At 40.5% G+C, this 12191-nt stretch carries 13 protein-coding genes; 4 read left to right on the forward strand and 9 right to left on the reverse strand.

Features of this window, described 5'->3' with window-relative positions; genetic code table 11:
• Positions 1–459, forward strand: a complete 459-nt coding sequence (gene cueR / locus MN869_RS01295) for a Cu(I)-responsive transcriptional regulator (protein WP_005203779.1) — start codon at positions 1–3, stop codon at positions 457–459.
• Positions 460–558: 99 nt separating this feature from the next.
• Here the strand turns inward: cueR and MN869_RS01300 are convergent, their stop codons facing one another.
• From MN869_RS01300 to MN869_RS01320, 5 genes are all read right to left on the reverse strand, one after another.
• On the reverse strand, positions 559–747 hold the full coding sequence (locus MN869_RS01300) for a heavy-metal-associated domain-containing protein (protein ID WP_004653564.1): 189 nt from the start codon (positions 745–747) through the stop codon (positions 559–561).
• 105 nt (positions 748–852) lie between these two features.
• The gene (gene fdx / locus MN869_RS01305) at positions 853–1194 is read right to left on the reverse strand and encodes an ISC system 2Fe-2S type ferredoxin (RefSeq protein ID WP_005188318.1); all 342 of its coding nucleotides are present in this window, start codon (positions 1192–1194) and stop codon (positions 853–855) included.
• Positions 1195–1301: 107 nt separating this feature from the next.
• On the reverse strand, positions 1302–1613 hold the full coding sequence (locus MN869_RS01310; protein ID WP_005188315.1) for a DUF305 domain-containing protein: 312 nt from the start codon (positions 1611–1613) through the stop codon (positions 1302–1304).
• Positions 1614–1893: 280 nt separating this feature from the next.
• Entirely contained in the window at positions 1894–4098 is a 2205-nt protein-coding gene (locus MN869_RS01315; RefSeq protein WP_033132846.1) for an OsmC domain/YcaO domain-containing protein, read from the reverse strand.
• A gap of 247 nt (positions 4099–4345) precedes the next feature.
• Entirely contained in the window at positions 4346–5218 is an 873-nt protein-coding gene (locus MN869_RS01320) for a LysR family transcriptional regulator (protein WP_033132900.1), read from the reverse strand.
• An 89-nt stretch (positions 5219–5307) separates the two neighbouring features.
• Here MN869_RS01320 and MN869_RS01325 point away from each other — a divergent pair, with 89 nt between their 5' ends.
• From MN869_RS01325 to MN869_RS01335, 3 genes are all read left to right on the forward strand, one after another.
• Positions 5308–6207: a DMT family transporter gene (locus MN869_RS01325; RefSeq protein WP_033132847.1), complete on the forward strand. Its 900-nt coding sequence runs from the start codon at positions 5308–5310 to the stop codon at positions 6205–6207.
• 86 nt (positions 6208–6293) lie between these two features.
• The gene (locus tag MN869_RS01330; protein WP_004653570.1) at positions 6294–6653 is read left to right on the forward strand and encodes a metalloregulator ArsR/SmtB family transcription factor; all 360 of its coding nucleotides are present in this window, start codon (positions 6294–6296) and stop codon (positions 6651–6653) included.
• Positions 6631–7101: an SRPBCC family protein gene (locus tag MN869_RS01335; protein WP_005188300.1), complete on the forward strand. Its 471-nt coding sequence runs from the start codon at positions 6631–6633 to the stop codon at positions 7099–7101. Before MN869_RS01330 ends, MN869_RS01335 begins: the two co-directional genes overlap by 23 nt.
• Before the next feature lie 72 nt (positions 7102–7173).
• Here MN869_RS01335 and MN869_RS01340 read toward each other — a convergent pair whose 3' ends face one another.
• The 4 genes from MN869_RS01340 to MN869_RS01355 are packed head-to-tail and all read right to left on the reverse strand — an operon-like array spanning position 7174 to position 12072.
• Positions 7174–8340: a hypothetical protein gene (locus tag MN869_RS01340; protein ID WP_005203790.1), complete on the reverse strand. Its 1167-nt coding sequence runs from the start codon at positions 8338–8340 to the stop codon at positions 7174–7176.
• Positions 8340–9671, reverse strand: coding sequence for a TolC family protein (locus MN869_RS01345; protein WP_005203796.1), 1332 nt, complete (start codon positions 9669–9671; stop codon positions 8340–8342). Before MN869_RS01345 ends, MN869_RS01340 begins: the two co-directional genes overlap by 1 nt.
• Entirely contained in the window at positions 9668–11254 is a 1587-nt protein-coding gene (locus MN869_RS01350) for a GH3 auxin-responsive promoter family protein (protein ID WP_033132848.1), read from the reverse strand. Before MN869_RS01350 ends, MN869_RS01345 begins: the two co-directional genes overlap by 4 nt.
• Entirely contained in the window at positions 11251–12072 is an 822-nt protein-coding gene (locus tag MN869_RS01355; protein WP_033132849.1) for a hypothetical protein, read from the reverse strand. Before MN869_RS01355 ends, MN869_RS01350 begins: the two co-directional genes overlap by 4 nt.
• Positions 12073–12191 lie beyond the last annotated feature (119 nt).

Below are 12191 nucleotides of genomic sequence, written 5' to 3' on the forward strand. Positions count from 1 at the left end.
ATGAATATAGGTAAAGTTTCTCAAGCTTCAGGTGTGACTGCCAAGATGATTCGTTATTACGAGCAAATTGGTTTAATTCCTGCGGCAGGACGCAGCAATGCAGGTTACCGCTCTTATTCAGAGAATGATGTGGAACGATTGAAATTTATCAAACGTAGTCGTGAATTGGGTTTTTCGGTTACTGAAATCACTGATTTACTGGATTTATGGAATAATCGCAATCGACAAAGTGCCGACGTCAAACAATTGGCTCAGGCACATATCCATAAGCTAGAACAGCGTATCCAAGACCTGCAGCAAATGGCGCAAACACTCCAGAACTTGGTTGATTGCTGTGCGGGTGACAATCGCCCCGAGTGTCCGATTCTGGAAGGCTTAAAAGAGCCAAGTCATGAAATGAAGGACATCCATCATCATAATGATTTGCTCTCGCTGTCCCCACTCACTGGGCGTAAGTAGTACAGCATAAAAGGCGATCTTATGATCGCCTTTTATTTTTTATCCATTCCATTGATACAAAAAAGCGGCTATTTAAGCCGCTTTTTATTCAGGAACAGATTAACGTGGTGGAAAACCTGCTTCTGATAAAGCCTCGACTACTTGTTGCTGTGAGGCTGTGGTTTCAACTTTAACACTGCGGTTAGGCGGATCAGTAATCACTTTTGCATTGGCATCTACCGCTTGAATCGCACGGGTTACACCACGCGCACAGCCACCACAGGTCATATTTTCGACATGAAATTCCATCGTAAAACTCCATTCAGTTATTTAAGAAGATAAACACACTATAAAGGTTGCCATAATGGTAAGGTCAAGTCTTTTACACATTAAAATCAACAATATTTTATGTGATCATTCCTTCTTTTCGGAAACATAATTGATCGTATATTTAGGGATTTCTATTTCTAAAGGCTGATCCTGAATATTCACCTGACAAGACAGTCGTGATTCTGGGCACAAACCCCAAGCACGATCAAGCAAGTCAGCCTCAACATCATCCATTTCCTGCAAACTTTCAAAGCCTTTTCGAATAATGACATGGCAGGTGGTACAAGCTCCTGAAAGATCACAGGCATGTTCAATTTCAATCCCATGATCGAGTAAAGTTCTACATAGATTTGCACCCGTTTTAATGTCTAGAATACTGCCTTCTGGACAGACTTTTTCATGTGGAAGCACGGTTATCTTCGGCATAATCGCTACCTTTCTATCTAATTACGAAAAGCTGTAATCAATAAAAGGCTGTTTTGATTCAGCCTTTTATTGATGGAACTATCAAATCAAGAATAAGATCGAAAGCTTTATAATAAATGCCGTTGTAACCAAGCATTGATCACTTTAATTTCAATATCTTGAGCCAAAATAATATTTTTTGCCAACATGCGAACTTCTGAATCATAACAATATTTCAAGGCAACCTTGGCCATATCTATGACCACTTGATGATGTGGAATCATTCCACGCATAAAATCGATGTCGGCATTGCCTGTGTAATTGATTTGCATATCAGCATGCATACGGCTCCTTAGTTCCATATAAGCACGCGTAGAGAGGCTATAAATATCACTTGCATCATTTTCGTTAGGCGTTATTGCCAATTGTTGTTCACTCATTATTGTTTCCTTGCTATTCAGCAGCATCACATTCATTTCAGATGTGATTGGCGTGCTATATGGATGAAAATAAAGGCAGTAACACCGTCAATAGATCAGCGTTTCTATCTTATGTGGCACAGTGACCTTTATGAAAGACACTGTAGTCCTTCCAATAATTGCAAGGTCAAGCCATCAATTGATTAAAATTTTGAGTGACTCAAAAACAAAATTTTATGGGTTCTAAATAAAAAAAAGTGCATGATCAACATGCACTTTTTAAAACAATATTTATTGAGTTTTAGCCAGTTAAGCCAACTGCCTTAGCACGGGCTTTATGCAATTTCTTATAGCTGTCGATGAGACGTAAATGACGATCAAGCCCTTCGAGTTTCATACTGGTTGGGGTGAGACCATAGAAACGGACTGTACCTTCAACAGAACCGACCACAGCATCCATACGCTCATTGCCAAACATACGGCGGAAATTGGTTTCGTAGTCTTCAAGCTCCATTTCATCATCGAGTAAGACTTCCAACACCACATTCATGCATTGATAGAACAAACCACGTTCTACCGTGTTGGTATTGTATTGCAAGAAAGTCTCAACCAACTCTTTCGCTTCTTCAAACTGCTCTAAAGCAAGATAGATCAACAATTTTAACTCAAGCAGAGTTAGCTGACCCCATACCGTATTGTCATCAAACTCAATCCCGATCAAGGTGGTGATTTCGGTGTAATCATCCAGTTCGCATTCTTCTAAACGCTCAACCAAGGCTTCCAATTGTTCGTCATCTAAACGATGTAGATTGAGAATGTCTTCACGGAATAAGATGGCTCTATTGGTATTGTCCCAAATTAGGTCTTCTACCAAATAAATTTCAGAATAATCAGGCACCAAGATACGACATGCGGTTGCGCCTAAGTGCTCATACACCGCCATGTAGACTTCTTTGCCCATTTCTTCAAGGATGCCGAACAATTCTGCTGCTTCTTCAGCATTTGAATTCTCACCTTCATTGGTGAAGTCCCACTCGACAAAGTCATAATCCGATTTGGCACTAAAGAAACGCCAAGAGACCAAGCCGCTTGAATCAATAAAGTGTTCAACGAAGTTGTTTGGTTCAGTGACTGCATTGCTTTGGAATGTCGGTTGCGGTAAATCGTTCAAACCTTCAAAACTACGGCCTTGCAACAATTCAGTCAAACTACGCTCTAATGCCACTTCCAAGCTTGGGTGCGCACCAAATGACGCAAATACACCGCCTGTACGTGGGTTCATTAAAGTCACACACATCACAGGGAATTGACCGCCTAATGATGCATCTTTGACGAGAACTGGAAAGCCTTGCTCTTCCAAGCCTTGGATGCCTGCCACAATACTTGGGTATTTGGCCAATACTTCATGCGGCACATCGGGTAATGCAATTTCACCTTCCAGAATTTCACGTTTAACCGCACGTTCAAAAATTTCAGAGAGACATTGAACTTGAGCTTCTGCCAAGGTATTGCCCGCACTCATCCCATTACTGAGATATAAGTTCTCAATCAGGTTTGATGGGAAATAGACAATTTCATCATCTGATTGGCGTACAAATGGCAATGAACAAATACCACGTTCCGTATTCCCTGAGTTGGTATCATATAAATGCGTACCGAGTAACTCATCATCTGGGTTATAAATTTCGAGACAATATTCATCCAAAATTTCTTTTGGTAATTCGCCATTTGGACCCGGTTTAAACCACTTCTCATCTGGATAATGCACAAATTCTGCATTGGCAATGTCCTCACCCCAGAACTGGTCGTTATAGAAGAAGTTACAGTTTAAACGTTCAATGAACTCACCTAAAGCCGATGCCAAAGCACTTTCTTTGGTTGAGCCTTTACCATTGGTAAAGCACATTGGTGATTGTGCATCTCGGATATGCAAGGACCAGACATTTGGTACGATATTGCGCCAAGATGCGATTTCAATCTTCATGCCTAGACCTGCCAAAATCCCTGACATATTGGCAATGGTCTCTTCTAATGGCAGGTCTTTACCCGCAATATAGGTGCTGCTTTCAGAGGCAAGGCTTGGCATCAATAAGGCTTGTGCATCTGCATCAATGCTTTCAACTTCTTCAATGATAAATTCTGGTCCGGTTTGAATCACTTTCTTAACCGTACAGCGATCGATTGAACGCAAGATACCTTGACGGTCTTTTTCAGAAATATCAGCTGGTAATTCAACCTGAATTTTAAAAATTTGTTTATAACGATTTTCAGGATCAACAATATTGTTCTGCGATAAACGAATGTTGTCCGTTGGAATATCACGCGCAGCACAATACACTTTGACAAAGTAAGCTGCACATAACGCAGATGAAGCAAGGAAATAATCAAATGGACCTGGTGCAGAACCATCGCCTTTATAACGAATCGGCTGATCGGCGATTACCGTAAAGTCATCAAACTTCGCTTCTTGGCGAAGATTGTCGAGATAATTAACCTTGATTTCCATGCGAGCACCTAAATATTCTTATGTGTTGCAAGTACATAAGATTGAAAATATTAATCTATAAGCCGAATCGTGGATCACAAATGGACTTAAAAAACTGTGGCTAAGGTCGTCTTATGACTCTATCTAAACACTGACCTTAGTATTGATGGGCGCTATTATAGAAGTATTTTGTGTAATTGATAACTTTTGTCTGTTTTTCTAGCCTTTTTATGAACAATTAAACAGGTTTTGCCATATTGACCTAAACTTAGAGCTGCATGGCAATCTCAACAAAGGCTTTTGCAATCGGTGTCATCTGTTGCTTGTTTTTGACCGCGAGTCCTATTGAACGTTTGGTATTGGGAGATAATGGCCGCTTTACCACATTGGGATATAGCTGAAGAATATTTTTGTCTAGGGCTAAATCCGCCACAATTGAAACGCCAGCACCGTGATTGACCATATTTAAAATCGACAGGATTTGCGACAAGTTATACTTAATCTGAGGCGTGAGTTGCGCAGCCTTAAAAAGTTCCATGACATGGTTTTGACTGCCCGCACTGGTCAGGATAAAAGGATGATCAATCAGCTCTTGCAATTGCACTGCTGGCTTTTGTGCAATCTCTAAATCCTTAGACAATAAAGCAACAAAGATATCCTCCAACAAAGCAAAGCTATCAAAGCGGGTTTCAGGCAGCACCACAAAGCCAAGATCAACTTTGCGTTCATCTATCCATTGCAATACTTTTTTATCAGTTCCTTCTAGCATCAACACCTCAACATCAGGATATTGCTGCGTAAATTGTTTTAAAATCATTGGAATCAGCACATTGGAAGATGATGCACCAAAAGACCCAATCCTTAAAGTTCCCGCTTTTAGACCCTTTAGATCCATTACTTCTTGATGAATAATGTTAGAAACATTCAAGATTTCATTTACATAAGGCAGTAAGCGTTGTCCTGCAGCTGTCAGTTCGACTTCATTGTTATTTCGATAAAACAGTTGGGTTTCCCATTTCTTTTCCAACGATTTAAGTGCATGCGAAATCGCTGACTGTGAAATATTCAGTAGTTGTGCAGTATGGGTAAAATTTTTTAGTTCCGCGAGTTTTGAAAATATTTCGAGTTGGGTTAGGGTCATCATGATGCATTCATGAGTAAAAGCTCATTTTACTATAAAAATAAATTAGTTTTAGGATTTGATTCAATTCTATATTGATTAAAAATTGCATGCGTCATTTAGCCATTTCTCTTTCGAGCTCCACTGTTTATTTTAAGCTGATCTGTGTTGCCATGATGTGGGGTGGTACCTTCATCGCAGGACGCATTGTTGCTGCGGAACTCTCTCCGAACTTATCTGCATTATTACGCTTTGGCTTTGCTGCGATCTTACTGGTCTTGATCTTGTTGAAAAGTACAGGAGGATTTCCCAATCTTTCTGTACAACAGCATGTCTATGCCATCTTGATGGGATTGACCGGTGTACTTGCTTATAATTTATTTTTCTTTGCTGCTCTATCCAGAATTGAAGCAGGCAGAACTGCACTGTTTGTGAGTTTATCCCCTATTTTAACCATCTTGGCAATGCGGATTTTCTTTCAGGAAAGGCTTCGGAGAATAAATTATTTAGGTGTATGTCTTGCTTTAATCGGCACACTCATCGTCGTGAGTAAAGGTGAATTTTTTGCTGCATTCACTCAATCTTTTGGCGCGGGTGAAATGATGATGTGTGGCGCGGTCTTCAGTTGGGTCATTTACACAATCTGCTTTAAGCAGACCCGTGCACCCGCTTTAACCATGACCACGTATTCAGTACTTTGGGGAACATTATTTCTATTCATCAGTCTTATGCCTGAATTTATGCAGTTTTCTCTGCCGCATATTTCTCTTCGTAGCGGGTTATCAATTGTATTTCTAGGTGCCTTTGGTACTGTACTAACTTTTGTCTGGTATGCCGAGGCGATTCACAGCATTGGTGCATCTCGAACCATCGTATTTAATAATTTAGTACCTGTATTTGCAGTCTTACTGGCATTTCTTATTCTGAATGAACCCATCACCTGGTCAATGCTGGTGGGTGGCAGCCTAAGCTTTATTGGTGTTATTTTAACCAACAAACAGGAAGAATAGAGCTATACAAACAGCAATAAAAAACTTAGCTAAAAAGCTAAGTTTTTTATTGCAAGATGAATATTTTTTGTGCAATACTTAGCTTTATGGCTAAGTATGATTCTAAACTCGATTTGTTATTCAGTGCTCTCAGTGATCCAACGCGCAGAGATATCTTAACGCGACTGTCTTTTGGGACAGCATCGATCACTGAACTGGCTGAACAACATGACATGGCCCTGCCATCTTTTCTAAAACATTTAAATAAATTAGAAGAAGCAGGACTTATTCATTCAGAAAAAAATGGACGAATCAGAACTTGTGCTCTGACACCCGATGCATTCACCCCCATGCAAAATTGGTTAAGTGAGCAACGGGCAATCTGGGAACAACGACTTAATCAATTTGATCGTTATGCACTCGAATTAAAAAGGAAAAGAGAAAATGAAACTGGATCCAAAAACTGATTTAAAACTAGAAAGAGTGATTGATGTGCCGCGTGAACTGGTCTGGGAATGCTGGACCACACCTGAACACATCCAACACTTCTTTATTCCTCGCCCGCACTCGATTAAAGCCTGTGAAATTGATTTACGAGTGGGTGGGAAATTCAACACCATCTTTGATGTGGATGGCAATGAAATCAAGAATGAAGGTGTTTACCTAGAAGTGATTGATGGCAAAAAACTGGTCTTTACCGATACTTATACTGAGGACTGGAAACCTGCTGAGAATCCATTTATGACTGCGATTCTGTTGCTTGAAGATGCAGGTAACGGAGCAACCAAATATACTGCAATTGCCAGACACCGTACTGCTGAAACTCGCCAGCAACACGAAGACATGGGCTTCTTTGAAGGTTGGGGAACAGTGATTGATCAATTGGTTGAGTATGCTCAAGGACTAAAAGCCTAATCTATTTACAGATAAAAAACGCCTCAAAGCCCAATCATTTACGCACTTTGAGGCGTTTTTTTATTGCTCCAATCAAATTCGCCCAACTTCTAAATACGGGATCAAGTTCTTATCAAAGTTTGGACGTGGATCACCCAGAAAACTAATAAAGCCATGCATGCCTGTTAATCGTTCACCTTTATAAAACTGATTCAGCTGAAAACGAGGATCTTGATGCGATAAGGTAAAGCTGACAATTCCTACACCGCGTTGCTTAGAGAGTTTTTGCGCATCTCCAAGCATTAAATGATGCAGTGCTAACTGCTGTGGATGGCACAATAAACTGTGTAACACATGATATTTTAAGGAATCACCAAGTTTAGGTAATGGCATGCCTTTAGTGACTTTGGTCAGTAAATTATAGATCGGACGTAGTACACCAATCGCTGAACTGTAATGCAAGATTTTGGTTTGTTTAAGGCCATGTTGATCCCATAACCCAAACATTCCGACGAGTTTCTCATCTTGAAAATACAGCTGAAAATCCGAAAGCTTCAAGCCAGTAAAATACTGATGCCCTGCGTGTAATTCTTCAAAATTATATGCTGGGATAAAATTATAATGCTGCGACATCTCTGCAATAAATCGATTCATAGCAGTAATATCTTCTGGCTGCGCTGCACGTGACTGAATTTCACAGTTCGCTGTATCAGCTTGAGCCTTCTGATCTAAGAAGGCTTTAATTTTTGCCTTTGTCCCAAGATGGGTCAGCGTTAGTGTTTCTATCAGTCCTTCATCATAATAATCAGGAATTCCTGTTTTTCCAGTTTGTATTGCCGCTCGTGCAGCATAATTATCATTAAAGATGATCATCTGGCTAAAATCAGGTTGATGCATGGTTTGTTTGACATGTACACCCAAAGCCTTGACCAATGATTTACCACGATAGTTTGGATCAACACGCAAATCACTGGCATAGCGTACATTTTGTACTGTTTTATCGACATAGCATGGACGATGACCATTGCTATAACAGGCGACATTTTTCTGACTTTGCGTATCTTCAATCACCACATGCAGCTTATGTCGATACAGAATATCCGAAGCCTTAAAATAACTGGGTTCACGCTGAAAACTGATTTGCACCCCTTTGGTGGTCATCGGCACCGCAATCAGCTCACGTAAGGCTTGATCATCAGCCAAGGTTGCTTCACGGGTAAGCAACGAATTATTTTGAGTATTTGGTGGATTTGTTTTCATTAATTATTCACCTGTTGTGTATTTTGTGTAGACACCAAATCATTGAGATGTCCCATTTGGTCTAAGAGCTGATACACAAAAACAATTTCATCCTGCTCGTTGACCGTTTTCTGAGTTTGAACATCCAATAACTTTTGTTCAGTATTTAATAAATCAAAAGTGGTTTTGGTGCCCAATTCAAATTCTTTACGGGTATAAACAAAGGCAATTGAAGCGGCATCAATGGCATTTTGTAGTGCGTCTTTGTTCTGACGGATGGTCTGCAACTGCGCATAGGTGGTCCGTGTACGTTGATTCAAATCCAGTTCAAGACTACGAATTTTTTGGTTGGCCAGATCAACATCCGCTTGTGCTTTACGCGTATTGGCGCGATTCAAGCCATCGTCATAAAGTGGCACATTAAGCTGCACTCCGACCATGTAATTATTACTTTCGGAACCAATATAACTGGCTTCGTGCTGCGCACCCGCACGACTGGTGAGCATAACCGTCGGCCATAGTTCTCGCTTGGTTAGGGCATATTGCTTTTCAGCTGCCTGCTTTTCATATTTGGCCCGTAATAAAGCTGGATGACTTTTGGTTTGCGCCAAAATCTCATCCAGACTGTTAGAAATTTCAGGGAGACGCTTAACCGGGCTTAGATTATCTGCACTTAGACCCGTAATTTGTGAAAACTGTGCTTCACTCACCGTGAGATTGGATTGGGCTTGCGTAATATCGGCCTGACCTTGTGCCACCTGAGCCAGCACTTGTGCCAAGTCTGCACGGGTAATCATACCCACATCAAAACGTCGCTGTGACTCATACAGCGAACGCTGTAAGTTAGACATGGTTTTTTTTCTCAGCTCCAGAATCGCTTTCTTTTTCAGTACATCGGTATAGACCATGACTGTATTCAAAATCGTTTCAGATCGTTGATCCGAAAGTCCTTGCGACTGCGCAGAAAGTTGATTTTTAGCAACATCAATTCCCAAGCGATGTCGTCCTGATGTGTAGATAGGGTAATCCATTTGTAATTGCAAACTACGACCTTTTCGGTTTCCTTCAGTTGGAAACATGACGTTAGTCGGCGTTTCAACCCGCTCATAATCAAGTTGTCCAACCAAATTCACTTTGAGTCCATCACGTTGTTTGGCCTGTTCAAGCATTGCTGTGGATTGATTGACACTTAAACGACTCACCTCCAATTGGCTCTCATGTCTTAAACTGGCGGATAATGCATCATCTAAAGTCATGGCATCCACCAGACTGGATGCCAACAATAGTCCCATACAAAGCGCGTATTGAGACTTTAAAAATCGATGGTTAAATTTCGTCATCCCTTTCTTCATAGTTGTTCCAAACTATTCAAGGTAACTTTCTTAAGTGGTTCAGGCTTAATATTACCTTCGATGATGCCATCAAACATCACCAGCTTTTTGTAGGCGTTCCAACCATTATTGGCTTGACGAATCTGAGGCTGATCTAACTGGCCGAGATTACGTGCCAGCTCATAATGAAAGTTTTGACGCAAAATCTGATCAATATAATCATCATCAATACTGTGATGAATCTCACCCTCGAACAGAACGCAGTAAAATGGTTTGACCTGCTGTTCTGTATCAATTGCCAACAACGAGATTGCTTTAGAGTCGGTTTCATTTAGTTGTGAAAGCAACTGTTGTGCCGTTTCTGGGGCAAGCTTCTCTCCCACTAAATCCACTCCAAAACGGCGACCTTGAAACTCAAAACACGGTACTTGTTCCAGAAAACTGGTCACCCGTAAGCAATCATCAAGGCAATAACGTAGTAAACCATTGCCTGATGTGATAATTGGACTGACCACATCCCCCATCTTCAGCTCCCAAGATGGAATGATTTGTCCCGTTTTTTCACCTTCTAAATATTCAAATTCATAGAAATGACTTTGATAAGCCAGTGGATAATGATCGTTATATGGAATGGTGACTACACCTTCGGTTGCCCATAAGCCTTTACCTTCAAATTGTACTGATGGAAGACGTTGTTTTAGTTTTTCTGCCCAAGCTTTGGAACCTGCGGTATCCCAACTCGACACTAAACTCAATATTGGCCATAACCTTTTAAAATCAATGTGTTCACCATTTGAACTGTCCATCAAACACTTTGCACTTTCTGGACTGAATGGCGCTTTGACTTCTTTTAATGAAGCTTGGCGCGCTCCCCATCGACCTGTTTCTAAAACTTCAATCACCTCTTGCTGCATGGCCTCTAAACGATCTAAAAGTTGCAAAGCAAAGGTTGGACTCCATACTGAAATCATGGCGAGATTTCGGTTGGCAACCAGATAGCAAATGGTGGCAAATAAAGCATCATCGGCATTGGCAGCAAAAGCCACATTACTTGGAACTGCTTGAGTAAATTTAGATAAAATACGCTTACCAATGCCCAGTAATGCACTGTCATCATTCAGATTTTTATCTTTTAGCACTTCACGTTGGCTTTCTGGCAACCATGAAACTGACCAATAATGAGTGCCTGAACGTAACTGTGGGCATTTGCGATAGAGACTGGCCATCCATGGTGCAATCGCGTGATCTAGTTCATCCAAAAATAGTTTGGTGTAAGGGATAAATTTAATTTGCTCACTCGAACCACTAGTCGGTTGAAAACGAACCAGTTTACTGCTTGAGAGTTGTAATTCTTGGTCTCGATAACGCTGAATATTCTCCCGCCATGCACTATAACGCGAAGCAGGAAAAGCCTGTACAAATTGCGCATAATCTTTGACATTGTGCTTTTTGGCAAAATGTGAGCTTTGCAAAATTAAGTTTAAAATTTGTCGTTGCGTCAGCTCTAAGCTGTTCGCATGCTTTTTAAAATCTCGATCTGAAACGTCACACCATTGTTTTAAAATTAGATGTGAACCTAAGGTTAACCACTCTGTATGCTTCATTGTAAAACTCCCCGGCGAATAGCAGGACTTTTTAACAAAGCTTCACATCGGCCTTTGCTAGCAGGCTTAGTCATTAATTTAACTGGGAACCGTGCAAGATCTTTCCACCCCAAGCGGCCAATACAAGGCAACTCAGTGCCCACCGTCCATGTCGGATTCTTTTGCTCAAAGAAATGAATATTGGGATTTTTTGTTCTCATTTCCTCAGTAATCGGCGCCACCTCGCCTTTGAGTGGTTGATAGTCATCGCCGAAATTCAATAATCCCGCTTCTTTGTCATAATATTCACCAAAAAAGTTTTCACAGTAATGTTCAATCACACTGGAAAGGTGCTGGTTCTCATCATTGATATTTGGGTAATACACATAATAGTTATTGGCAAGCAGTAAATAGGTTTTGTAGCCTTTAGAAATTAATAACCAATACAGCTCGTTAAAGGGATATTTGACACGTAATTTAATCATGAGTTTGAGCATGGTACTTTGCAACGTACGTGTGCCCCAATATGCTCTAAGGATAACGGTGTCACCACTAAATAGAACCGTGTAGTCCTTACCATTCAGATAAAAATGCTGAACAACCACAGTAGAAAAACCAACGATTTCATCGGTTTCCGAGTTAAAGATTAAGATGGCACCACTTTTCTTTTTGAAATCATCCGCAAAGATGGAAAACTTGGTATTTTCATAATATTGCTCGTAAATCGAATACATGACTTTTAGCCGATCAATATCGATCTGTTCTTTCTCGACATATTGACCATAGGTAGATTCTTTATTGTTGAATCTTGAAATCAGTTTATATGTTGTATTAATCATCTGCTTCAACCTCTAAATTTGGATATGCACGTTCCCCTATCTCATAAAGAAATATAAAAACTCATATCGCTGTTCTTTTTATGACGGGGTATGTTGTTGTATACGATGCCCCGATTATT

Source organism: Acinetobacter sp. NIPH1876 (assembly GCF_022808535.1).
In the GTDB taxonomy this organism is placed as follows: Bacteria; Pseudomonadota; Gammaproteobacteria; order Pseudomonadales; family Moraxellaceae; genus Acinetobacter; species Acinetobacter higginsii.